The 24,255-nt window shown below is 67.6% G+C and carries 17 protein-coding genes and 2 tRNA genes; 10 read left to right on the top strand and 9 right to left on the bottom strand.

The genetic code is table 11. The annotated features are described in order from the left end of the window. Positions 1 to 2: 2 nt before the first annotated feature. From AC57BR_RS03185 to AC57BR_RS03210, 6 genes are all read right to left on the bottom strand, one after another. The gene (locus AC57BR_RS03185; RefSeq protein ID WP_496358316.1) at positions 3 to 224 is read right to left on the bottom strand and encodes a YbdD/YjiX family protein; all 222 of its coding nucleotides are present in this window, start codon (positions 222 to 224) and stop codon (positions 3 to 5) included. After that, complete coding sequence (locus AC57BR_RS03190; RefSeq protein ID WP_496358548.1) at positions 224 to 2,518, bottom strand: carbon starvation CstA family protein; 2,295 nt, start codon at positions 2,516 to 2,518, stop codon at positions 224 to 226. Before AC57BR_RS03190 ends, AC57BR_RS03185 begins: the two co-directional genes overlap by 1 nt. A 219-nt stretch (positions 2,519 to 2,737) precedes the next feature. After that, positions 2,738 to 5,590 (bottom strand): FtsX-like permease family protein, encoded by a 2,853-nt coding sequence (locus AC57BR_RS03195; protein ID WP_496358317.1) that lies wholly within the window; start codon positions 5,588 to 5,590, stop codon positions 2,738 to 2,740. 1 nt (position 5,591) lies between these two features. Further along, entirely contained in the window at positions 5,592 to 6,326 is a 735-nt protein-coding gene (locus AC57BR_RS03200; protein WP_496358318.1) for an ABC transporter ATP-binding protein, read from the bottom strand. Further along, positions 6,323 to 6,937, bottom strand: coding sequence for a PadR family transcriptional regulator (locus tag AC57BR_RS03205; protein WP_496358319.1), 615 nt, complete (start codon positions 6,935 to 6,937; stop codon positions 6,323 to 6,325). Before AC57BR_RS03205 ends, AC57BR_RS03200 begins: the two co-directional genes overlap by 4 nt. A gap of 127 nt (positions 6,938 to 7,064) precedes the next feature. Beyond that, positions 7,065 to 8,048 carry an NAD(P)H-quinone oxidoreductase gene (locus tag AC57BR_RS03210; protein ID WP_496358320.1) on the bottom strand — a complete coding sequence of 328 codons (984 nt, stop codon included), beginning with the start codon at positions 8,046 to 8,048 and terminating at the stop codon, positions 7,065 to 7,067. Positions 8,049 to 8,161: 113 nt separating this feature from the next. Here AC57BR_RS03210 and AC57BR_RS03215 point away from each other — a divergent pair. The 3 genes from AC57BR_RS03215 to AC57BR_RS03225 all read left to right on the top strand — a co-directional run bounded on the left by AC57BR_RS03215 (position 8,162) and on the right by AC57BR_RS03225 (position 9,608). After that, positions 8,162 to 8,249, top strand: a tRNA-Ser gene (locus AC57BR_RS03215). Positions 8,250 to 8,555: 306 nt separating this feature from the next. Beyond that, positions 8,556 to 8,687, top strand: coding sequence for a hypothetical protein (locus AC57BR_RS03220; protein ID WP_306920926.1), 132 nt, complete (start codon positions 8,556 to 8,558; stop codon positions 8,685 to 8,687). 108 nt (positions 8,688 to 8,795) lie between these two features. After that, the gene (locus AC57BR_RS03225) at positions 8,796 to 9,608 is read left to right on the top strand and encodes a VOC family protein (protein WP_496358321.1); all 813 of its coding nucleotides are present in this window, start codon (positions 8,796 to 8,798) and stop codon (positions 9,606 to 9,608) included. A 237-nt stretch (positions 9,609 to 9,845) separates the two neighbouring features. On the opposite strand, the gene AC57BR_RS03230 is transcribed toward AC57BR_RS03225, so the two are convergent. Beyond that, on the bottom strand, positions 9,846 to 11,837 hold the full coding sequence (locus AC57BR_RS03230; protein ID WP_496358322.1) for an FAD/NAD(P)-binding protein: 1,992 nt from the start codon (positions 11,835 to 11,837) through the stop codon (positions 9,846 to 9,848). Between the two features lie 61 nt (positions 11,838 to 11,898). Between AC57BR_RS03230 and AC57BR_RS03235 the strand changes: the two genes are divergently transcribed. The 3 genes from AC57BR_RS03235 to AC57BR_RS03245 all read left to right on the top strand — a co-directional run bounded on the left by AC57BR_RS03235 (position 11,899) and on the right by AC57BR_RS03245 (position 16,024). After that, the gene (locus AC57BR_RS03235) at positions 11,899 to 14,127 is read left to right on the top strand and encodes a prolyl oligopeptidase family serine peptidase (protein ID WP_496358323.1); all 2,229 of its coding nucleotides are present in this window, start codon (positions 11,899 to 11,901) and stop codon (positions 14,125 to 14,127) included. 176 nt (positions 14,128 to 14,303) lie between these two features. Then, a tRNA-Ser gene (locus tag AC57BR_RS03240) sits at positions 14,304 to 14,391 on the top strand. 157 nt (positions 14,392 to 14,548) lie between these two features. Continuing rightward, positions 14,549 to 16,024 (top strand): MFS transporter, encoded by a 1,476-nt coding sequence (locus AC57BR_RS03245; protein WP_496358324.1) that lies wholly within the window; start codon positions 14,549 to 14,551, stop codon positions 16,022 to 16,024. Here the strand turns inward: AC57BR_RS03245 and AC57BR_RS03250 are convergent. Next, positions 15,969 to 18,182, bottom strand: coding sequence for a RecQ family ATP-dependent DNA helicase (locus tag AC57BR_RS03250; protein WP_496358325.1), 2,214 nt, complete (start codon positions 18,180 to 18,182; stop codon positions 15,969 to 15,971). The two genes, AC57BR_RS03245 and AC57BR_RS03250, sit on opposite strands and share 56 nt — an antisense overlap. A gap of 127 nt (positions 18,183 to 18,309) precedes the next feature. Between AC57BR_RS03250 and AC57BR_RS03255 the strand changes: the two genes are divergently transcribed. The 4 genes from AC57BR_RS03255 (at position 18,310) to AC57BR_RS03270 (ending at position 22,116) form a co-directional block, all read left to right on the top strand. Next, entirely contained in the window at positions 18,310 to 19,728 is a 1,419-nt protein-coding gene (locus AC57BR_RS03255) for a phosphomannomutase/phosphoglucomutase (protein WP_496358326.1), read from the top strand. 8 nt (positions 19,729 to 19,736) lie between these two features. Next, the gene (locus tag AC57BR_RS03260) at positions 19,737 to 20,219 is read left to right on the top strand and encodes a hypothetical protein (RefSeq protein ID WP_496358327.1); all 483 of its coding nucleotides are present in this window, start codon (positions 19,737 to 19,739) and stop codon (positions 20,217 to 20,219) included. A gap of 113 nt (positions 20,220 to 20,332) precedes the next feature. After that, positions 20,333 to 20,782 carry an RrF2 family transcriptional regulator gene (locus tag AC57BR_RS03265; RefSeq protein ID WP_496358328.1) on the top strand — a complete coding sequence of 150 codons (450 nt, stop codon included), beginning with the start codon at positions 20,333 to 20,335 and terminating at the stop codon, positions 20,780 to 20,782. 173 nt (positions 20,783 to 20,955) lie between these two features. Then, positions 20,956 to 22,116, top strand: coding sequence for a globin domain-containing protein (locus tag AC57BR_RS03270; protein WP_496358329.1), 1,161 nt, complete (start codon positions 20,956 to 20,958; stop codon positions 22,114 to 22,116). A 274-nt stretch (positions 22,117 to 22,390) separates the two neighbouring features. Here AC57BR_RS03270 and AC57BR_RS03275 read toward each other — a convergent pair whose 3' ends face one another. After that, complete coding sequence (locus AC57BR_RS03275) at positions 22,391 to 24,217, bottom strand: phosphoenolpyruvate carboxykinase (GTP) (protein ID WP_496358330.1); 1,827 nt, start codon at positions 24,215 to 24,217, stop codon at positions 22,391 to 22,393. Positions 24,218 to 24,255: the final 38 nt, after the last annotated feature.

Raw genomic sequence — 24,255 nt, forward strand, 5'->3', positions numbered from 1 at the left:
GGTCAGCAGCACCTGCCCTGCGGGTTGGTGTCCTGCCGGTCCGTCCGGTCCCGCCAGAACGCTCGCTCGTCCATGGGCGGCGTGCCGTGGCCGGCCGCCGCATGGTGCTCCAGGTACTTCCGGTAGGCATCAGCCCCCATGACTCCCTGCAGATACTGTGCGAAGCAGCGGAAGGCTTGCGCTACCGGGGGCAGCAAGCCGCCCAATCCGGCTCCGGCACTCATCAGTGATGGCCTGCCCGCTCGATACGCATGTCGGCGGGCAACTTGTTCCATTCCGCCATGAGCTCGCGTTCGGCGGCAGTGGGGATCAGCCCGGCGGGTGCGTACACACGCGAGGGATGTGGCCGGTCCTCGTTATTGAGGTTAGGGATCCCTGCCGCCGTGTTCCGGAAGGCCTTCACGGTGGCCGCCACGGCCGTGATGATGACGATGATGCTCAGGACCACAAAGATGATGGACAGCCAGCCCTGGATCATGGTGTTGCGGACCACCGCCTCCATGGCCGCGGTGGTCTTCGCCGTGCCAAAGGAGGTCTTCCCGTCGGCCAGGGCCTTGCTGAAGGCGGCGTTGTTGGCGAAGTACCCCACCGCCGGAACGGAGGAGAAGATTTTGTGGATGCTTGCCGTGATGGTGACAACCGCCGTGAAGGCCAGCGGCACGGCAACAATCCACAGGTACCTGAAGGAGCCCCGTTTGGCCGCGATGGCCATGCACACCGCCAGGGCGATTGCGGCCAGCAACTGGTTGGCGATGCCGAAAAGCGGGAACAGGGTGTTGATGCCGCCCAGCGGGTCGGTGACGCCCATCAGCAGCACCGCGCCCCACGCGCCGACCATGATCGCCGTGCAGAGCCACGCGCCGGGCCGCCAGGACGCTTCCTTGAACTTCGGGGCAAAGTTCCCGATCGAATCCTGCAGCATGAACCGCGCAACGCGGGTTCCGGCGTCGACCGCGGTGAGGATGAACAGAGCCTCGAACATGATGGCGAAGTGGTACCAGAAGGCCATCATGCCGGTGCCGCCGATGAACTGCTGCATGATGTGGGCAAGGCCCACGGCCAGCGTCGGTGCACCGCCGGAGCGCGAGACGATGCTTTCCTCGCCCACGTTGGCGGCGGTCTGGGCCAGGACGTCGGGAGTGATGTTGACGCCGGCCAGGCCGAGTCCGTTGACCCACTGGGCTGCCGTCTCCACCGTTCCTCCGGTCAGCGCCGCGGGGGCGTTCATGGCGAAGTAGATCCCGCGGTCGATCGAAATGGCGGCCACGAGCGCCATGATGGCGACGAAGGATTCCATCAGCATGCCGCCGTAGCCGATGAAGCGGGTCTGCCGCTCCTTCTCGATGAGCTTCGGTGTGGTGCCGGAGGAAATCAGGGCGTGGAAGCCGGACAGCGCCCCGCAGGCGATGGTGACGAACAGGAACGGGAACAGTGCTCCGGAGAAGACCGGACCGTTCTCGCGGCCGGCGAACTCGCTGAAGGCGGGAACGGTGATTTCGGGGCGCACGACGATGATGGCCACGGCGAGCATGGCGATCACTCCGATCTTCATGAACGTCGAGAGGTAGTCGCGCGGTGCGAGCAGGAGCCACACGGGCAGGATGGCAGCGATGAAGCCATAGACGATGAGGCCCCACGCGATGGTGACCTTGTCCAGGTGGAAGAACGCAGCACCCCATTCCGTGCCTGCCACGGCGCCGCCGCCGATGATGGCCGCCATGAGCAGCACGAAGCCGATGATGGAAACCTCCATAACCTTGCCCGGACGCAGGTACCGCAGGTACACGCCCATGAAAAGCGCGATCGGGATGGTCATGCCCACGGAGAAGACGCCCCAGGGGCTTTCGCCCAGGGCATTGACGACGACGAGCGCCAGGATCGCGACGATGATCACCATGATCAGCAGGGTGGCCACGAGGGCTGCCGTACCGCCGATGACGCCGAGCTCCTCACGTGCCATCTGGCCGAGGGAACGGCCGCCGCGGCGCATGGAGAAGAACATGACCAGGTAGTCCTGGACGGCGCCGGCAAGGACGACGCCGATGATGATCCAGATGGTGCCGGGAAGATACCCCATCTGGGCGGCGATGACCGGCCCGACGAGCGGGCCGGCTCCGGCGATGGCGGCGAAGTGGTGCCCGAAGAGGACGTTGCGGTCCGTGCGGACGTAGTCCTTGCCGTCGGCCTTGTATTCGGCTGGCGTTGCGCGGCGGTCATCGGGCTTGAGCAGATACCGCTCAATGACCTTCGAGTAGAAGCGGTAGCCGATCAGATAGGTGCACACCGAGGCAAACACGAACCAGATGGCGTTGACCGTTTCGCCCCTGACGATTGCGAGCATGAACCAGGCCACGCCGCCCAGGAGTGCGATGGCCACCCAGATCGCGATCTTTGCGGGGGTCCATCTGCGCTCCTCGGCGTCGCGGACCGCGTCATCAACGGACGCCGGCGGCAGCGATCCGTCGGCGTCGGGATTCAGGTCCTCCTCGGCCGCGGTTCGGGTCCCGTCCTCAGGCATGGTGCCCATGTCTCCTCCTTGAGATTCCCAGCTGGCACGGAATGTGCCACGGGCACCCTACCAACGGGTATGGCTTCAATTGCGGCCATTTGCGGGGTGCTGCCCGGGGAATCGACGAACGGTCCCGATGCCGCGGTGAGCGGACGGCCTGCCGGGCCGTCCTCCCGCCCGGCTTGTCCCCCGACCGGCCCGCGCCGGCTGTCGGGGCCGACTTCGCTGTCAGGAGCCGAGACTCCGCCGGGACACCGGCAGCCGGGCACGGGCGAAGACCCAGGCCAGTGCGCTGCCGGTCAGCGGCACGGCAACCAGCAGGGCGAGCAGCGGCATCCACGGGACGACGGGCTCTGCAAACATCCGGGTGGCCCCAATGAGGAGGACTGAGGGCACCACCCCGGCGGCCACTCCCAGCGAGGTGCCAAGGGACGCGGTCATGAGGGACTGCGCACCGGCCAGTGCCTTCCGCAGCCGCGGCGGCGCCCCGACCCCCGCCAGCGTCATGTGGTCTGCCCGGGCATCGGCGAGCGCCAGGCCCGTGGTGATGCCTGCGGCGCTGAGTGTGATGAGAGCGCTGGTGCCAACGATCAGCCAGAGCAGTTCAGACCCGGTTCGGTCCGCTCCCGGCTCAACGTAGAAGCCCAAGGCCTGGATCCGGTAAACCTGTGCCAGTGCCGCCGACGCCCGGTCCTGCTCAGCGGCTTCCGGGTATGCGGACAGCTGGGCGAGCAGAACGGAGTTGCCGACGTGGATGCCCAACCTGGACGCGGTGTCCGGTGCGATGACTCCGTAGAACGGGACCGGAACCTCCGGCGCGTCCACGGCCGCCGGCAGAACGGTGTTGGTCAGAGGCTTGTAGGCAACGGCGGAACCGGGGCCGGGAACGGGCTGGCGGACGTCATAGGACTGCAGCGTGGTTTTCCCGTCCTTTTCGAAGACCGGGTTGCTGACCACCATTCCGCCAGTGTTCAGTGCCTCCGCCGCGGCAGGGCTGGGTTCCCGGCCCAGCAGTGCCCGCAGCTCGTCGACGCCGCCAACGACCAAAGGCGGAAGCTGGCCTGCGGCGCCGGCGGGGAACATCGATCCGTTGCACCGCCAGTCCTGCCCGTCCAGGACCCGGCCCTGCGGCGTGGCAGGACATTCCTGGCCTGCCGGCACGGCGAGCCTATATTGCCGGCAGTCCACCCCGTCACTGTTGGTGGGACGGGATCCATCGGCGGACGCCTGCATGTCGCACTGGCTCAGCACCGGGCCCTTCAGGACCTGCGTCCACTGCACGGTGCTGAGCTCGCGCTGCAGCGCCCCGGCCACGGCAGCCGGGTCAATGGGCGGGGCTGAGGCCGTCCCCGGTGATTGGACAGGTGCGGTTTCCAGCGGCAGCGAGACCTGATTCTCCTGCGCAGCCCACATGTGGGTGCGCTTCGCCTCCTCCATCTGGCTGGCGGAGAGGACCATGGCGGCGCTGGCCAGCGTTGCGGCGGCGAGGACTGCCGCCACCGCGGGCACCGTGCGGCTCCGGTTCCTGGCAGAGTCACGGGCGGCCATCCGCAGCGGCAGCGGCAGCCAGGCGGTGCGTGCGGTCAGGATTTTCACGAACGTCCCGGTGAGCAGCACCAAAGCGGCAACCGCCAGGACCGCGCCGCCGGTGAGCAGGGCCGCGAGCAGCGGAGTGCGGGCAGCCACGGCATCCAGGTCACCGGTCAGCCCCAGCGTTCGCCCGGCCGCCAGGCAGAGGATTGCCACAACCAGCAGAAGGGCTCCCACCCGCGCCGGCCAGGGACCCGATGCAGCCGGCGCGCGGCCCGACTTCAAGGCGCCGAGCACCGCCTGCCGCGCAACCTGCCGGGCGGGAACCACAGCGGCCAGGAAACATGCCAGCAGGCCCATGGCCATGGCTGCAACAGTCGGCAGGATGTTCAGGTGGAAGCCGGAAAAGCGGACGGAGCCCAGATGCCTGGCGACGCCAACTACCGCGGCAGCCCCGCCGGCCCCAAGCAGGGCGCCGGCAACCACCGCGATAGTCCCAAGCCACAGCCCGGCGGCAGTCACCACAGCCCGGACCGTGGGTGCTTCCGCACCGCTTGCGGCAAGCAAAGCCAGCTCGCGGACCTGACGCTTGGCGCCCACGGCAAACGCTGCCCCGGCCAGGAGACCCACTTCGAGCAGGGCAAGTGCCCCGATCAGCACGCCGGTAACGTAGCCGGCGGCGTCCATGGCCCCTGAGCCGGCGGCAGCGCCCGACCGCACCGGCGGGTTCAGTGCCACGGCGCGGGACAGCACCGCGATGCCGGACCTGTTCAGGTCACGGATCTGCTCCCACGTGACGGGTTTTGAACCCACGAGGTAATACATCGTTTCGCCGAGCGGACTCCCTTGGACGGCCGGGCTGCCTATTGCCGCCTGGCCAGGCCTGAGGAACAGTATGGGGTTGCCGTCCGAGTAGGTGGCATCCCGGAGGGTGCCGACGACGGCGAAGGTGCCGTCCGCCGTCGTCAGCCTCTCCCCAACGCGGATCCCGAAGCGTTCCAGCGCTCCGGGCGAGGCGAGGATTTCGCCACGGTCGGCGGCGGGCCTGCCCTGCAGAAGGGTGTATTTGCCGGTGAAGGCGGGGTTCAGGGCGTCGACGGCCTTGGCCATCACCGGGACATCCGACGCGCCGCCCTGGGACGCGCGGGCCCTGACTGTGAGTGTGAGCTGAGTTTCGGTGAGGACTTCGTAGCCGGCGGGGATGGACTCCCCCGGATTCCGCGGTGTGAAGTCCGGATCGATGGTGAAGTTCCGCGTCATGGTTGCGGTCTCAAGCACGGGATCCTGCACCGTCTCGGCGTTCGAGGCGGGCATGCTGCGCAACCGTGCCTGCGTGCTGCCGAGCTGGTGCTGCACCCGCTCCGCCGGCGTTTCCTGCATGCTTTGCGCCAGGGCCGCGGCACCGGTCATGCCGGCAACGGGCAGCAGGATCAGCAGGATGATCAGCAGGGAGCGGCCGCGGTGCCTGCTGATGTCCCGGCGCGCCATCCGAAGGGCCAGACGGAAACTGTGCCACCGGCCGTGGGCCACGGGCGCAACGTCAAGGGCCATCTCAGCCGGCCGGGGCCAGGAGAACTGCGGGATCGTGCATGGCCGTTGCTTCGTCCACGATCCGGCCGTCGCGGATGAACACCACCCGGTCCGCCCACGCGGCATGGCGGGCCTCATGCGTGACCAGCATGACGGCGGCGCCGGCGTCGGCCCGGGAGCGGAGCACCTCCATCACGCCGTGGCCGGTGGTGGAATCCAGCGCGCCGGTGGGTTCGTCGGCGAGGATCAGCCGGCGGCTCCCCACAATGGCGCGCGCAATGGCCACGCGCTGCTGCTGCCCGCCGGACATTTCATCCATGAACCGGTCCGCGAGTTCGGGGATCCCCACCTGCCGCAGGGCATCTGTTGCCTGCCGGTGCGCTTTCCTGGCCGGCACGCCATCGAGTTCGAGCGGCAGCGCCACATTCTCCACGGCCGAGAGCGTCGGAACCAGGTTGAAGTCCTGGAAGACGTAGCCCACGGCACGGCGCCGTAGCCGTGCCAGTGCGTTCAGTCCCAGCCCCGCCAGGGGCGTTGACTCCACAAAGACGCCGCCCGACGTCGGCCGGTCCAGTCCGCCGGCCAGCGCCAACAGCGATGATTTTCCGGAGCCGGACGGCCCCATGACCGCAACGAATTCCCCGGCGTTGACGGTGAGGTCCACATCCCGCAGCGCGGCGACGGCCGTCGCTCCCTGCCCGAATGTCCTGCTGACTTTGGCGAGCTCGAGGACCTGCTGCGGTCCCTGCACACTCACCGGCGGTTCTCCGCCGTCAGCGGGGCAGCCTCATCCACAGTGACCCCGTTGGACGGCTTACGTGCCGAGCTGCGCGTCCCGTTGGCCTGTGCCAGCTGCACCATCCTGGCCTCGCACAGGTCCAGCCAGCGGATCTCGGCCTCCGTCTGGAAGATCAGCGAATCCAGCACCAGCAGCCAGGCCGTGTCCGCCGCCCGCTGGTTGGCCGCGGTCTCCCGCCGGGACTTCGTATAGTCCTGCAAAGCGCGCATGGAAGCGGCGCGCTGGGCCTGGATGATGGCTGCCACGTCCACCCCGGGCAGGGTGACTGCGAGCGCCAGCTTGATGGCGAGCTCGTTCCGCGGCGGATTGCTGCGTTCCACCGGCGTCGCAAACCAGCCCTGGACCTCCGCCCTGCCGGCTTCGGTGATGCTGTACACGACGTGGCCTTCGCCGTCGCCGCCGTCGTTGCTGACAAGGCCGTCACGTTCCAGCCGGTCGAGGGTGGTGTAGACCTGCCCGATGTTCAGCGGCCAGGTGGAGCCTGTGCGGTCTTCGAATTCAACCCTGAGCTGGTAGCCGTAACGCGGCTGGTCCTGCAGGAGGGCGAGGAGGCTGTGGCGGATGGACATCTGGCTCCTAGGCTGGAAGTCGGCGGCATGCACGCGCCCCCAAGACGCGTGCATACCGCGTATGTCCTGAGACTAGTCCGTCCTTCGGTGAATCGCAATACTGAGTATCTACCGCCCCTAAGCGGCGTTACATCACCAGCAGGACCTTGCCCACGTGTTCGCCGGAGTCGAAGTACCTGTGGGCCGCCCGCGCCTGGTCCAGCGGAAAGGTCTTGGCCACCAGCGGGTGGATGCGCCCATCAGTGATGAGGGGCCACACGGAGTCCCTGACCGCCGTCATGATGACGCCCTTCTCAGCAGCCGGTCGGGGCCGGAGCGCCGTGGCCACGACGGCCGCACGCTTGCGCAGCAGCTGCCCGAGGTCCAGTTCCCCCTTGGCGCCTCCCTGCAGCCCGATGACAACCAACCGGCCGTAGTCCGCCAGTGCGTCGACGTTCTTCTGCAGGTACTTGGCGCCCACCACGTCCAGGATGACGTCGGCGCCCTTGCCTCCGTTCTGCGCGCGGAGGCTCTCGGCGAAGTCTTCCTCCGCGTAGTTGATGGCGATGTCGGCACCGAGGAACGCCTTGGCGGTGCTGACTTTTTCGTCAGTCCCCGCGGTGGCGGCCACGGTGGCGCCCAACGCCTTGGCCAACTGGATGGCCATGGTGCCGATGCCTCCCGTGGCGCCGTGGATCAGGACCGTCTCCCCCGGCTGCAGCTGCGCGGTCATTACCAGGTTTGAGTACACGGTGGCCGCCACCTCAGGCAGGGCGGCAGCGGTTACCAGATCGACGCCGTCGGGAATCCTCAGCACCTGTTCCGAGGGCACCGCGACCTGCTGCGCGTAGCCGCCGCCGGACAGCAGCGCCACGACTTTGTCCCCGATGGAAAACGGCTTGGTCACGCCAGGGCCGAAGCCCGCGATCCTGCCGGAAACCTCCAACCCGGGAATCTCCGACGCACCCGGCGGAGGCGGGTAGTAGCCCCTCCGCTGCTGGACGTCGGCGCGGTTCAGGCCCGCCGCCACAACATCGATGAGCACCTCGCCCTGGCCCGGCTCGGGAGCCGGCACCTCGCGGATTTCCAGCACTTCCGGCCCGCCGGGCTCCGAGATAAAGACGGCTTTCATGGCGAACTCCCGATTTCTAGCTGATTCCTGCCCCAAAAATACTGTGCACCGGCGACAACTGCCACGCGGCGATTTTTGTTGCAGCCAACTGCCTATGAAACACTACTAGTTAGGGAAGGTTGTCCGAGCGGCCGAAGGAGCTGGTCTTGAAAACCAGTGTGCGGTAACCCCGTACCAAGAGTTCGAATCTCTTACCTTCCGCGCAGGGCCGGCGGCGTGCGAAAAGCACAGCACTGACGGCCATTTTGAAGGCCGGCTGAGCCAATCGAGAGGTTGGTTTGGCTGGCCTTTTGCGTCGGCAAGTAGCGGCTCTTTCGTACGGGCAAGTAGGGGTGCGGACGGCGGCTTGAAAATCAGGTAATCCGAGTACCTGCCCCGCAGAATACGAGTACGCGCCACTCATGCGCGCCGCTGCCGGAAGGCGTTCACTTGTATCAGCACCGCTCTATCCTGCGACCGCGGGACGGAGCTTCCGCATCCACCGTTGCATGTGGGGGGTCGAAGGTCATGAGTAAGGCTGAGAAGCAGAGCCTGCGGTACTCGGACTACTACTGGTGCATGTCGCTGAAGGACTTCATCGAATGGATCGAGGCCGACGACGACCAGGAGCCGGCCACGTCATACTCGGACCAGCGCTGAGCGCAGCCTTCCCATTGAAAGTGTCACACCCCCGGCATAGTGTCGGTTCTGTCCGTAGCACCTCCATGACCTGCGGGAATATCCCGCAAACCACACCAGGAGCAAACCATGCCTACGCCCGAACCCGCGCCCGGCGCCCCCTGCTGGGTCGACCTTATGACCACCGACGCCAACCAGGCCAAACAGTTCTATGGCGAACTGTTCGGCTGGGACTTCCAGACCGGAGACCAGGAAAAGTACGGCGGCTACATCACCGCCACAAAGAACGGCAAGACCGTCGCCGGCATCATGCAGAAGCAGGAGGACCAGGCGGGTATGCCGGACATGTGGTCCACGTATTTGTGGTCCGACGACGCCGCCGCAACAGCCGCGGCGGTTCCCGCAAACGGTGGCCAGGTGTACATGGAACCCATGGACGTCCCGGAACAGGGCCACATGGCGTTCTTCGGTGATGCCTCCGGCGCCGCGATTGGTGTGTGGCAGCCGCGGGAAATGCGCGGTTACGAGCTTGTGGGCGAGCCGGGCGCCCCGGCCTGGCACGAGCTCCACACCAAGGACTATGCCGCCGCGGTGAAGTTTTATCAGGACGTGTTTGGCTGGGACACCGACGTCATGAGCGACACCCCGGAGTTCCGCTACACCACCCTGGGCGCCGGCCGGGAGGCTAAGGCCGGGATTTATGACGCGTCGGGTGACCTTCCCGCCGAAGTCCCCTCCAACTGGGTCGTCTATTTCGCCGTGGAGGACGCCGACGCCTCCATCGACAAGGCCGTCAAGTTGGGCGCGACGGTCCTTGACGGACCGGACGACACGCCCTACGGGCGGATGGCCACGCTGACCGACCCCACGGGGGCCAGGTTCAAGCTTTTGGCCGACACGGGCCAGGGCGACGCCGAGACCGGCGGACAGGGAGCCCTATAACATCCGCTGAATGAATGCCGGCCGGCAGCTTCGCAGGAAGCAACCGGCCGGCATTCTTTGTGCTGCCTGGGGTCGGCATTCCGCCGGGAAATCGAGGAAGCGTCCGAAATCAAGCGGCAGGACCTGAGGACGCGTGTGGAATCAAACGGCAGAACCTGAGGACGCGTGTGGAATCAAACGGCAGAACCTGAGGACGCGTGTGGAATCAAGCGGCAGGACCTGAGGACGCGTGTGGAATCAAACGGCAGGACCTGAGGAAGCGTGTGGGGTGAAGCCGAGGACGGCGCGGGCGATCTCGTCGGCGTCGCGGAGGGTGCGCTGCCCGCTGGGGTACACAGGACCGGCCTGCTGGGCCGCTTCGGCCGCAATGGCCGTTCCCCACTGGACGGCAGAGAGCTGAAGCCCGAGCACGTACATCCCGTCCGTGACCTCGCCGTTCGCCGCAACAGGCCGATACGGGTGCGGGCGGACGTCGAGGCCGGAGGACTGCACCGGCGTGCCCTCCACCGTCATCATGGTCCGTGGCCGCACGAGCCCGTCGGCGAGGAGCTGCTCGAGCAGCGGGGATTCGTTGATGGCCACCCGGTTGGCCGGCGCCAGTGCCTCCACCAGCGTGTGTGCTTCTGCGGCGCCGCCGTGGACCCACGGCGAGGCGGCGGTGAAGGCGCGCTTCCCGCGGGCCACGCCGAACTTCGGATCCGGGCCCACGAAGCTGACGATTCCGGCGCGTGCCAGTGCCGCCAACTGCTCGGCGCGCAGCGCCGGAGGACCGCTGGCGAGTCCCTCCACCAGCGACTCAAACCAGCCCCGCAGGCCGGCGACCCATGACTCATCGGTGATCCCGCCGTCGGCCACCACCGATTTCAGCACGGCACGGCCGTGGTGCAGCGCCCCGATGGCCATCTTGACGGGGTCGTCCTCGCCGAGCGCGGAGCGGCGGGCATCGTCGTCGAGGTACTCGACGACGGCGGCATCGAGCTCGGCACGCGAGGCGAAGGTCCGCCCGGCCAGCGGGGCAGCAAGGCCGCGAAGGTTCAGCCGGCTCTCCGGGTGGACATGGCGGCCGACGACGGCGTTGAACTCCTCTTCCCACCGGCCGGTGCTGTGGGCATGCGGGTGCAGTGCTTCGTCCAGTTCCTTGAGGAACGCGGCATGGTCCTGAACGGTATCCGGCTGCGAGCGCACGAGGGTCGTGTAATAGGCCCAGAGCGCGTCCCGGTGCAGGAGCGGCCAGAGGTCGTGGTCGAATGCCGGAACAATCCCGGCTGCCGAGAACCTCCGCAGGGCCTTCCCGGTGAAGTAGCGGAGCGTGACCGACGCCGGGTAGTAGCCCGCGAGGGTGGCCTTGGACCGGTACGGCGTTCCACGCCGGGACGCCGCGAGGATAAAAGGCTCCTGGCCTGAGGGCAGGTACTCGAGGCCGTCCCCTGCCTCCACGAACTTCCCTCCCCTGCCCTCCGTGAGCTGGCCCATCACGTCGAAGAAGTTCAGGCCCATCCCGCGGACCAGCACCGGCTCCTGCGCGGGAACCACACTCCAGTCGACGTCCGCGGGAACAGCCGGCGGCAGGTAGCGCAGGCCGAATTGCGCCGCAGCAGCCTGCAGTTCGCGCTGCTCCGGACTGAGGCGGGACGCGAGGTGGCCGAGCGCGAGGACGACGGAATCGACGGTGAGGGTCCCACCGCCGTCCAGGTCGACGTCGTTAAGTCCGCCGCCGTCCAGTTCGACGTCGAACGTGCCGTCCGGCTGCCGGCGCGCCGCGGTGGCCGTCGCCTGGTGCAGGGCGACGGTGACGCCCTCGGGCAGCGCGGCGAGCAGCTCCTCGAAGGTGGACCGCAGGTACCGGCCGTAGATGGCGCGGCTGGGGAAGTCGCCGGATCCCAGCACGGCGAGCTCCGCCCGCTCGTCGTCGGTCAGCTCCGGCAGGGGGTAGTGCTGCTGGGCTGTCCGCCAGCGGTCGAAGGTGGTGCCCGCCACCGGCGCGGCCAGACCCGTGTCCTCGGGAACGAGCGTGGGGTAGAACGACTGCGTGTTCATCAGGTACAGGCGCGACTGGCCGGGCTGCCACACGTGCCCCGGGCCGGCGGGAAACGGATCGATGACGTCGATGTGCAGGCGGGCTCCGGCAGGGCGGGCGGCGGACCAGTTGGCGAGCAGCCGTTCCAGAACGCTGGTACCCCGCGGACCGGCGCCAATCAGCGCCGTCCGGATGCTCTGCGAAATAACCACGCCTTCCAGAGTATCGGCATGTGACTTGCTACCTGAGCGGGGATGTTGTTTGGATGGGCGCATGACCACCACTGCAGCTGATTCTGCCCCCGCGTCAGGCGCCGCTCCCACAGAGACCGCCCCCGCGCCCACCGACGAGAACATCTGGCTGGAGGACATCTACGGCGAGGAACAGCTGGCCTGGGTACGCGAGCAGAATGCCCGCACGGAGGACCTCCTTGAGGACGCCGACTACTCACGGCTCGAGGGCGACATCCTCGAGGTGCTGGACTCGACGGACAAAATCGCCATGGTGAGCAAGCACGGCGAGTGGTACTACAACTTCTGGAAGGACCGGCAGAACCCCAAGGGCCTGTGGCGCCGGACCAGCTGGGAGAGCTACTGCAGCGACACCCCGGAGTGGGACGTGCTGCTCGACGTGGATGCTCTGGCCGCCGCCGACGGGGTGGAATGGGTCTTCCACGGCGCAAACCTGCTCCGGCCCGAACCCGGGCAGCCGTACCGGCGCGCGCTGGTGGCGCTCTCCCCCGACGGCGGCGACGCTAACCGCTACCGCGAGTTCGACGTCGAGAGCCGGGCTTTCGTTGATCCCGCCGCCGGCGGCTTTGACCTCCCGACGGCGAAGGGGAACGTCTCGTGGCTCGATGCGGATACGCTGCTGGTCGCCAGCACCGCCGGGGATCTCCCCCGCACGGCGTCCTCGTACGCCCGCACCGCCGTGCGGCTCCACCGCGGGCAGCCCTTGGCCGCTGCCCCGCGCATCTTCGAGATCCCCGAGGACCACATGATGGCCATCGTGGCCCACGACTCAACCCCGGGCTTTGAGCGGACGTTCGCCGTGGACTGGATCGATTTCTTCAACCGCAGCACGTCCGTGCTCCAGGACGGCGACTGGGTGCCGGTGGACGTGCCCACCGATGTGAACACGGGTGTGCACCGGGAATGGCTGCTGTTCAGGCCGCAGCGTGACTGGACGGTGAATGGCACCACCTACGCGGCCGGCTCCCTGCTGGCCGCTGATTTCCGGTCGTACCTGGCCGGCGAGCGCGAACTGACGGTCCTCTTCGCCCCGGACGCGCACACGTCCCTGCAGTCCTGGAGCTGGACGCGGAACTTCCTGCTGCTGAACCTGCTGAAGGATGTGTCCTCGGAAATCCGCGTGCTGGATCCTGCCGACTCATGGCGGTCCTCGCTGCTGGACGCCTGCCCGCCGCTGCACGACGTCAACGCTTTCGCCGTGGACGACGAGGACGAGGCGGAAAGCGGGGCCGGAGACGACTTCTGGCTCGTTGCCACCGGCTTCACGACGCCGAGCACACTGACCCGCGGCACGCTGACCCGGGAAACCGCCAAGGGCGGGGCATCAGGCGGAACTGCCGGGGCAGGCGTGGTGAGCAGCCACGCGGAGGTGAAGGCGTCGCCGTCGTTCTTCAATGAGGCTGACTACGAGGTGGAGCAGCACTTCGCCGTCTCGGCGGACGGCACGAGGGTGCCGTACTTCCAGGTGGCCGCGCGGGGCCTGGTCCTCGACGGGCAGAACCCCACGCAGCTCTCCGGGTATGGCGGCTTCGAGGTCTCGCGCACGCCCGCGTACAGCGGCACCATCGGCCGGGCGTGGCTGGAGCGGCGCACCGCCGCAGTTCCAGGCGACGGCCTTGTGGAGGGGCACAGCCGGGGCGGCGTGTACGTCGTGGCCAACATCCGTGGCGGCGGTGAATACGGCCCGTCCTGGCACCGGGCAGCGCTGCAGGAGAACCGGCACCGCGCCTACGAGGACTTTGCGGCGGTGGCCAGGGACCTGATCTCGCGGGGTGTCACCAGCAGGGAGCGGCTGGGCTGCGTCGGCGGCTCCAATGGCGGCCTGCTCGTGGGCAACATGCTGACGCGGTACCCCGAACTGTTCGGTGCCGTGTCCTGCGGGGTGCCGCTGCTGGACATGCGCCGGTACACGAAGCTGTCGGCGGGACACTCGTGGATTGCCGAGTACGGCGACCCCGACCTGCCCGAGCACTGGGAATTCATGAGAACCTTCTCGCCGTACCACCAACTGAAGGACGGGGTGGAGTATCCGGAGACCTTCATCTGGACCGCGACGTCCGACGACCGCGTGGGTCCGGTGCAGGCCCGGAAAATGGCCGCGCGCATGCTGGCCATGGGCATCCCCAACGTCTGGTTCCACGAAGCGCTGGAGGGCGGGCACGCCGGCGCCTCGGACAACCGGCAGGCCGCCGCGCTCCAGGGCCGCAGCCAGCACTTCCTGTGGAAGGCGCTGGCAGAAGGCACGGCCTGACGCCACCCCCTGGAGTTTTTGTACAGATATCGCGAGATAAGGGCCCTTGAGCCCGCATTATCTGTACAAAAACTCCGGTGGTCCGGCCGGGCTGGCGCGTTTTTCGCAGGTGACCCGGGCCGTTTTGCACTGGATGGCCGGTTCTGCGTATCCTTGGTGGGCTAGTAATAGCAATTGGAGACGTGCCAGAGCGGCCGAATGGGCTTCACTGCTAATGAAGTGTGGGGCACAACTCCACCGGGGGTTCAAATCCCCCCGTCTCCGCGTTCGGCCCCGGTCCTCGGACCGGGGCCTTTTGCGTTCCCGGGCTACTGCCTACCGGCCCGCGCCGCTGCGGTAGCAGCCGTCCCCTAACTGCGGCAGCCGTCCGCGTGCCGGACGCGCAAGGCGATAAAGCGCTTTCCGGTGGCAGGATGAATGCATGAGCAAGCTTTCTGCCAACGAGGCCTGGAGCCCCCGGCTAGCCCTGCTTGTGGCGGCGACGTTCTTCATGGAGTTCCTCGACGGGACGGTCCTGACCACCGCCATCCCGAGCATCGCCGGGGACTTTGGGGTGCCGTCGGCCAGCGTGAACATCACCATGACCGCCTACCTGATGACGGTGGCCATGGGCATCCCTCTAAGCGGCTGGCTGGCGGAGCGGCTCGGGGCCCGGCGGATCTTTTGCCTGGCCATCGCTGTCTTTACCGTGGCGTCGCTGCTGTGTGCCGCCAGCCAGGACCTCACGGTGCTGACCGTCAGCCGCGTCCTGCAGGGACTGGGCGGGGCGATGATGGTGCCGGTCGGTACGCTGCTGGTGCTTCGTGGGACGCCAAAGTCGGACCTGCTGCGCGCCACGGCCTATCTCGTCTGGCCCGGGCTGCTGGCTCCGGTCCTGGCGCCGCTCGTGGGCGGCGCCCTGACTACGTACTTGTCCTGGCATTGGATCTTCCTGATCAACCTGCCGCTCGGCGCCGCAGCCTTCCTCGCCGCCCTGCGCCTGGTCCCCGCCGTTCCCGGCGACCGCAACCGCCGGCTGGACTGGCTTGGACTTGCCCTCACGACGGCCGGCGTGGGAGCGCTGGTGGCGGGCCTTGAACTGGCCAGCGGCCACCCCGGCGGCGTCTGGACCTGGCCGAGCATTCTGGCCGGGGTTCTCGCGCTGGCAGCGGCCGTCTTCTGGATGCGTCGCGCGGCCCACCCGTTGTTCGATCTGACGGTGTTCGGAACCCGCACCTTCCGGGCCACCAACTCGGGCGGCTTCATCTACCGGCTGACCATCAGTGCCGTGCCGTTCCTGTTGCCGCTGATGTTCCAGAACGGCTTCGGATGGAGCCCCCTGCATGCGGGCGTCATGGTGGCCGCCGTGTTCATCGGCAACATCGGCATCAAACCCGCCACGACGCCACTGATCAGGCGCTTCGGATTCAAGCCCGTGCTGGTGTTCGCGTCCCTGGCGTCGGCTGCCACCTTTGCCCTCTGCGCGATGCTGACCCCGGTCACGCCGGAACCGCTGGTGTTCGCGCTGCTCGTGTGCAGCGGGGCGTTCCGTTCCATTGGCTTCTCCGCGTACGCATCGGTCCAGTACGCCGACATCCAGCCGGGGCAGCTGACGTCTGCCAACGCCGTCTCGGCCACGATCGTTCAGCTGGCCACCGGGGCCGGAATCGCCGTGGGCGCCCTGCTGCTGCGCCTGTTCGAGTCGGATTCCCTGTTCTCGTCCGGGCTCGGCGGCATCCTGTCAGCCGGACCTGACGGCAGCGGCGTGGCCGGCTACCGCGGCGCATTCCTGTCGATTGCGGTGCTGATGCTCCTGAGTACCGTCGACAGCCTGATGCTGCACCGGCATGCGGGGGCCGAGGTCAGCCGGCCTGGGCCAGCGCCAGCGGAAGTACCGCGCCCGCACCGGCCCGCCTGAGGGCGCGTCCCGCGACGGTAACCGTCCACCGGCTGTCCACGAGGTCGTCGATGAGCATCACGCTGCCGCCGCCCAGCCCGGCGAGTTCTGCCGCCAATGATTCCCCCACCACGAGACGGTCCCACACCCCGGCCAGCCGGTAGGCGCTGTTGCCGCCGCGTCCGCCGGTGGGGCCGCCGTGGTCGAGCTGCAGCTGGCCGATGTACGGGATGCGGCCGATCTGGGAGATGCCCTTGGCCAGGGAGTCCACGAGTTCGGGCCTGCTGCGCGAGGGCATGCTGACTATCGCTGCCGGCCTGCCTGCGCCGCTCCATCCGGGAATCCGGGAGTCACCGGCGCCCCATTCGCGCAGCACCTGGACACAGGCCTGCAGCATGCCGGGATCGACAGCGCGGTCCTGAGCCCCGGCCGCAAAAAGTTCGCGCAGCGCCCCGCCCCAGCCCAAGTCCGTCAGCCGGGCGAGGACCCGGCCGTCCGCTGTGTTTTCGTCGGGTTTGATCTTGCCCTTCACCGGCACCCCAAGGCGGTCCATTCCGCTGGGCCACTGAAGCCTGGGCTCCAGCACGATACCCGCGCGGCTGAGGGTCTGCCCGGCAGCCTCCGTGGCTGTGGACGCGACCTCCGCGGGGAACCACCGGCCTGCGCAGTTGTCGCAACGGCCGCAGGCGGCGGCGGTCTCGTCGTCCAGGACGGAGGTGATGTACTCCATCCGGCACCCGGCAGTGTCCTGGTAGATGACCATAGAGTCCTGCTCGTCCACCCGGGCCTCCGCGATGCGGCGGTACCGTTCGGCGTCGTACGTCCAGGGCATTCCGGTGGAGCGCCAGCCGCCGCCTACCCGCTCCACTGCGCCGTCCACGGCGAGCACCTTCAGCAGGAGTTCCAGGGGCGTCCGGCGAAGGTCCACCCGGGCTTCCAAGGCCACGGTGGACACGGCCGAGCCGGCCTCCGCGAGCGCGGTCAGCACAGCCGCGGCCTTCTCCTCGGAGGGCATGGAGGCAGTCGCAAAGTACTGCCAGATTTCGCGGTCCTCGGACCCGGGCAGGAGCAGGACATCTGCGTTGGCGGCGCCACGGCCTGCCCTGCCCACCTGCTGGTAGTAAGCAACCGGAGACGACGGGGCGCCGAGGTGGACCACGAAACCGAGGTCCGGCTTGTCGAAGCCCATCCCCAGCGCGGAGGTGGCCACAAGCGCCTTGACCTGGTTGTCCTTGAGGAGCTGCTCCGCCCTCTCCCGGTCAGCCGGGTCGGTGCGGCCGGTATAGGCCAGTACCTCGTGGCCCGCCTCCGCGAGCAGCCTGGCGGTGTCCTCGGCGGCGGAGACCGTCAGGGTGTAGATGATCCCGCTGCCCTGCAGATCCGCGAGGTGCGTGAGAAGCCAGCCGAGACGCTCACGCGAGTCGGGCAGCGCCAGGACCCCGAGCCGCAGCGACTCCCTGCCGAGCGCGCCGCGGATGGTCAGCACGCCGTCGCCGAGCTGTTCCTCGATGTCGTGGACCACCCGGGAGTTGGCAGTGGCTGTGGTGGCCAATACGGGCACGGTGTCCGGCAGTTGCGTGATGAGGTCGGCAATGCGCCGGTAGTCGGGCCGGAAATCGTGGCCCCAGTCAGAGATGCAGTGGGCCTCGTCGATAACCAGCAGCCCCGTGCGCCGAATGAGTTCCGGCAGCTGGTTTTCGCGGAACGAAGGGTTGGTGAGCCGCTCGGGGGAAACCAGCAGGACATCCACCTGGTCAGCGGCAAGCTGCTCCCGCACCGTGTCCCACTCCAGCTGGTTGGCAGAGTTGATGGCCACGGCCCGTACACCCGCCCGGGCTGCCGCCGCCACCTGGTCCCGCATCAGGGCCAGCAGCGGCGAAACGATGAGCGTGGGTCCTGCCCCGCGCCGCCGGAGCAGCAGGGACGCCACGAAGTAGACGGCGGATTTTCCCCAGCCTGTCCGCTGCACCACCAGCGTCCGGCGGCCGCCATCGACCAGCGCCTCAATGGCCTCGAACTGGCCGTCGTGGAAGTCGGCATCCGGGCGGCCCACCAGCTCGCGCAGTACCGACAGGGCCTGGCCTCGGGTCCCGGTGACCGCTCCTTCTTCCCTTCCGGCGCCGCTACTGGAGGGGCCGGGGGCAGAAGCAAGGACAGGAGCGTTCTGGTTATTTGCCATTGATTCAGTATCCCAGCCGCCTATGACACACCAAACCCGGGCACCCGCCATGTGGACAACTGCCGGCGCGCAGTTCTGTGACTTCCCCTTCACAGGCCGCCGCGCGCGTGCCCGTAAGATAAGTGCCGTGACTAGCGACCAGACCCGTACTTTTGACCTTTCGGCCTCGTTCAAGGCGTATGACGTCCGCGGCATCGTGGGCGAATCCATCACCGCTGAAATCGTCGAAGCCGTAGGCGCAGCGTTCGTTGACGTGCTTGGCCTTGAGGGACAGACAGTCCTGGTCGGCGGTGACATGCGCCCGTCCTCCCCCGAATTCAGCAAGGCGTTCGCCAGCGGTGCCGCCGCACGGGGAGCCAACGTCCAGCTGCTGGACCTGATCTCCACAGACGAGCTGTACTACGCGTGCGGAGCCCTGAACGCCGCCGGCGCCACGTTCACCGCAAGCCACAACCCCGCCGAGTACAACGGCATCAAGATGGCCAAGGCCGGCGCCGTCCCCATCTCCTCCGAGACCGGCCTCAAGGAGATCCAGGCACTCGCCGAGCAGTACCTGAACACGGGCTCCATCCCCGCTGCCGAAACCCAGGGCCAGATCGGCGTCCGGGATGTGCTGAAGGACTACGCCGAGTACCTGCGCACGCTCGTTGACCTCTCCGGCTCGCGCCCCCTCAAGGTCGTGGTGGACGCCGGGAACGGTATGGCGGGACTGACCACACCGGCGGTCCTCGGCGACACGCTGCTTCCGAAGCTGCCCTTCGACATCGTTCCGCTCTACTTCGAACTGGACGGCTCTTTCCCGAACCACCCGGCCAACCCCCTGGAGCCGGAGAACCTGCGTGACCTGCAGGCCGCCGTCGTCGAACACGGCGCGGACATCGGCCTGGCGTTCGACGGCGACGCCGACCGCTGCTTCGTCATCGACGAAAAGGGCGAGGCGGTCTCGCCGTCGGCCATCACGGGCATGGTGGCCCGCCGCGAAATCGCCCGCGCGAAGGCCCAGGGCGAGGCAAAGCCCACCATCATCCACAACCTCCTGACCTCCCGCGCGGTGCCGGAACTCGTCGCCGAAGACGGCGGCCGGGCCGTGCGCACCCGGGTGGGCCACTCCTTCATCAAGGCTGTCATGGCAGAGGAAGGCGCAATCTTCGGCGGGGAGCACTCCGCCCACTTCTACTTCCGTGACTTCTGGAACGCGGACACCGGGATGCTGGCCGCCATGCACGTGCTGGCTGCCCTCGGCGAACAGGACGGCCCGCTTTCGGAGCTCGGCCGGGAGTACGAACCGTATGTTTCCTCGGGTGAAATCAACTCGGAAATCGAGGACAAGGCCGGCGCTGTGGAGCGCGTCCGGGCCGATTTCGAGACCGAGGACGTCGCGGTGGACCACCTGGACGGCAGCACCTTCACCGCAGCAGACGGCAGCTTCTGGTTCAACCTTCGCCCCTCCAACACCGAACCGTACCTGCGGCTGAACGCCGAAGCCACGGACCGGGCCACGATGGAGCGCGTGCGCGACCGCGTGCTGGCCCTGGTCCGCAGCTAGGACAGCCCGTGGAATCACCCGACTCGACCCCAGACCAGTCATCGTGGCGCGCATCCGTGCCGGAGTCCACGGCCACGGATCTGGAAAACCTTCTGGGCACCGGCATGGCGGCAGCCCAGGAACAGCTTGAGCGGAGCGGCGGGTTCCTGCCGTTCGCCCTCGTGGTGGAGAACGACGGCGACGTCCGCCTCGTGGCTGTCTCGCCGGCGGATCCGGATGCCGACGGGGACAGCGAGTTCGACGCCGACGGGATGATCCGGGACATCACGGAACTTTTGCGTCAACACCGGGACGAGTTCCGGGCCGCCGCCATCGTCTGCGACATCACCCTGGTCGAGGAGGACTCGGACGCCATTCACGTGGCCACCGAGCACCGGGACGGTGCGGTTTTCGCAGCGGTTTTGCCGTACTCCCCCAACAACGGGGGCAGTGAGTGGGAGTTCGGCGACCTTGCCGCCGACTCCAACGAGCCCGTGGTTTGGGCTGACTAGACCGGACCGCAACAGCATTTTGTCCCGGTCCAGGGCACGGCGCTGCGCAGCGGATGGGCCGGCGATTTAGACAGGCCATCCGGCGATTTGCACAGGGCCATTAGGCTAGAAGCATGAAAATCAACGCCTTCGCGGACGTCAGCCTGCGCGCCCTCATGGTGCTCGCTGCCGCACCCGAGGGCGGACTGCTTACCACCCAGAACGTCGCTGACGCCGTCGGAACCCCCTACAACCACGTCAGCAAGGCCGTGGCGAAGCTGCGCATGCTAGGGCTGATTGACGTTGAGCGTGGCCGCAACGGGGGCTCGCGGCTCAGTGCCGCCGGGCGCCGTGTCACCGTGGGCCAGGTTCTGCGGGAGCTGGATACCCGTGAGGACCCGGCCGAGTGCATCGGCCCGGCCGGCAGCTGCCCCCTCATCAATGAATGCCGGCTCCGCGGCGCCCTCGCGCGGGCACGCGAGGCTTTTTACCGCGAGCTCGACGACGTCGTGGTGACCGAATTGCCGACCTCTCGCCAGATGACGCCCGTTTTCGAGGCGATCGGGCTGCGCCCCGGCGCCTGACCAACCCGGCCACCGCGCGCTTCGAGACCGCGTCCCCGTCTCCTCCCTTCTCCATTTGAAAAATGCCTTCTACAGGGTGTAGAAATGGGTCAGCAGAAACTCGTATTTCAAATGCCAGTATCTGTGACTTCCGGTCCGGCCAAAGACTCCGGACCACTAACTCAGGAGTGTCAATGCTCTCGGACAAAGCCCGTCCTGTCATCGAAGCCACCCTTCCCCTGGTCGGTTCACGAATCGGCGAGATCACTCCCAAGTTCTATGCCCGGCTCTTCGCCGCGCACCCGGAACTCCTGGACGGGTTGTTCAGCCGCTCCAACCAGCGCTCCGGCAGTCAGCAGGAGGCCCTCGCCGGCAGCATCGCCACCTTCGCCGCCCACCTGGTGAACAACCCGGACACCCTGCCGGAAGCCGTCCTCTCCCGGATCGCCCACAAGCACGCCTCCCTGGGCATCACCGAACCGCAGTACCAGGTGGTCTACGAGCACCTGTTCGCGGCCATCGCCGATGAGCTGGCCGAGGTCATCACCCCGGAAATCGCCGAGGCCTGGACCGAGGTCTACTGGCTCATGGCCGACGCCCTGATCAAGCTGGAAAAGGACCTGTACGCGGCACAGGCGAACACCAAAACGTGGATGCCGTGGACCGTCGTCGAAAAGACCCCCGCAGGAACAGGCGCCATGACGTTAACCCTCGCGCCGGCCGATGACACCCCGGTCACCCCGGCGCTGCCGGGCCAGTACATCAGCGTGAAGGTCCAGGTGCCCGACGGCATCCGCCAGGTCCGGCAGTACTCCCTGTCCGATGAGGCCGGGACGAGCCGCACCTTCACCGCCAAGCTGGACGACGGCGGCGAGGTGTCCCCCGTGCTGCACCGCAGCGTGGCCGTGGGAGATGTGCTGGAGATCTCCAACCCGTACGGCGAAATCACCCTGAAGGACGGCGACGGTCCGGTGGTCCTTGCTTCCGCCGGCATCGGCTGCACGCCCACGGCGTCGATCCTGCGTTCCCTCGCCGAAGCCGGCTCCGAACGCCAGGTCCTGGTCCTGCACGCGGAAAGCTCCATGGAGAGCTGGGCCCTGCGGGGGCAGATGACCGCCGACGTGGCGCGCCTAAACGGGGCGGACCTTGAAGTCTGGCTCGAGGAACCCCAGGCCGGCACGAAGGCGGGCTTCATGTCCCTGCGCGAGGTGGACCTTCCCGCCGACGCCTCACTGTACCTGTGCGGCCCGCTCCCCTTCATGAAAAAGATCCGCAACGAGGCCATCGAGGCCGGGATCCCCGCAACACGGATCCACTACGAAGTCTTCGGCCCGGACGTCTGGCTGGGCGCCTAGCCCCGGCCACCTATGGAGTTTTTGTACAGCTGTCGCGACTTCAGGGGCCCTTAGACCCTAATAGCTGTACAAAAACTCCTTAAAGCACGACGGCGGCCCCGCACCTTTGGATGAAAAAGGTGCGGGGCCGCCGTCGTACTGGAAGTGGTCTAGGCCAGGCGGGCCCACGCTGCCGAGGGGCCCCAATCGAGCTTGCGAGATTGGGGCGGCAGTGGTGGGCCCACGCTGCCGAGGGGCCCCAATCGAGCTTGCGAGATTGGGGAGGCAGTGGGGACTAGGCCAGACGGGCCTTCAGGCCGTCGAGCTCCTGCTGGAGCGCGGCGGGCAGCGAATCGCCGAAGTTGGCGAACCACTCCTCGATCGAGGCGAGTTCGGTGGCCCACTCGGCCGGGTCGACGTGAACTGCTTCCTCCACCTGGGCGGGAGTCATGTCGAGCCCGGTGAGGTCGATGGCGTCGCCGGTGGGGACGAAGCCGATGGGGGTCTCCACGGCGTCGGCCTTGCCTTCGAGCCGCTCGATGGCCCACTTCAGGACACGCGCGTTGTCCCCGAAGCCCGGCCAGGCGAAACCGCCCTCTGCCGTGCGGCGGAACCAGTTGACCAGGAAGATCTTGGGCAGCCGCTCCGGGTTGGCCTTGGCCGAGAGGTTAACCCAGTGGTTCAGGTAGTCGCCTGCGTCGTAGCCGATGAACGGAAGCATGGCCATGGGGTCGCGGCGGACCACGCCGACGGCACCGGCCGCAGCAGCGGTGGTCTCGGACGACAGGGTGGAGCCCATGAAGATGCCGTTGGTCCAGTCGCGGGCCTCGGTGACCAGCGGGATGGTGGTCTTGCGGCGGCCGCCGAACAGGATGGCGGACAGTTCCACACCGTTCGGGCTGTGGTACTCCTCGGCCAGCATGTCGATCTGGTCGATCGGGGTGCAGAAGCGCGAGTTCGGGTGGGCTGCCGGCTTGCCGGACTCAGGCGTCCAGGAGTTGCCCTGCCAGTCGGTGAGGTGCGCCGGGGTTTCCTCGGTCATGCCCTCCCACCAGACGCCGCCGTCGTCGGTCAGCGCAACGTTGGTGAAGATGCTGTTGCCCTTGGCGATGGCGCGCATGGCATTGGGGTTGGTGCCCCAGCCCGTGCCGGGGGCCACACCGAAGAGGCCGGCCTCGGGGTTGACGGCGCGGAGCTCGCCTTCCTTGCCGAACCGCATCCAGGTGATGTCGTCACCCAGGGTCTCCACCTTCCAGCCATCAATGGTGGGATCGAGGAGGGCGAGGTTGGTCTTGCCGCAGGCGGACGGGAAGGCGGCCGAGACGTAGTACGTCTTCTGTTCCGGCGAGGTGAGCTTGAGGATGAGCATGTGCTCGGCAAGCCAGCCCTCGTCGTGAGCCATGACCGAGGCGATGCGCAGGGCGTAGCATTTCTTGCCCAGCAGCGCGTTTCCGCCGTAGCCCGAACCGAAGGACCAGATGGAGCGTTCTTCCGGGAAGTGCACAATCCACTTGTCCGGGTTGCACGGCCACGGGACGTCCGTCTGGCCGGCCTCCAGCGGAGCACCCAGGGAGTGCAGGGCCGGAACGAAGAAGGCATTGGTCTCGGTGATCCGGTTCAGCACGTCGGTGCCGATGCGGGCCATGATGCGCATGGAGGCAACGACGTAGGCGGAGTCGGTGATCTCGACGCCGAACTTCGGATCCTCGGCATCGAGGTGGCCCATGACGAACGGGATGACGTACATGGTGCGGCCGCGCATGGAGCCGGAGAACAGCCCGCGAAGCTTCTCCTTCATCTCCGCCGGGGCCATCCAGTTGTTGGTGAAGCCGGCGTCGTGTTCCTTTTCGGAGCAGATGAAGGTCTGCTCTTCGACGCGGGCCACGTCAGCGGGATCCGAGAAGGCTGCGAAGGAGTTGGGGAACAGATCCTGGTTCAACCGCTTCAAGGTGCCAGCCGCGACGAGTTCGTCGGTGAGGCGGGTGTTTTCTTCCTCGGAGCCGTCAACCCAATGAATCCGGTCCGGCTGGGTCAGGCCAGCGACCTCTTCAACCCACGCCAGCAAACCGGCATGGGTGGTGGGTGCTTTCTCAAGCAGCGGCAGTCGCGCCAGGTGGGCCATTGCAGTTCCCTTCGTCGGGTTCAGTGGTGTGTGCTAAA

It is taken from the genome of Arthrobacter sp. BGA-UO-ETr-C19 (assembly GCF_059568005.1).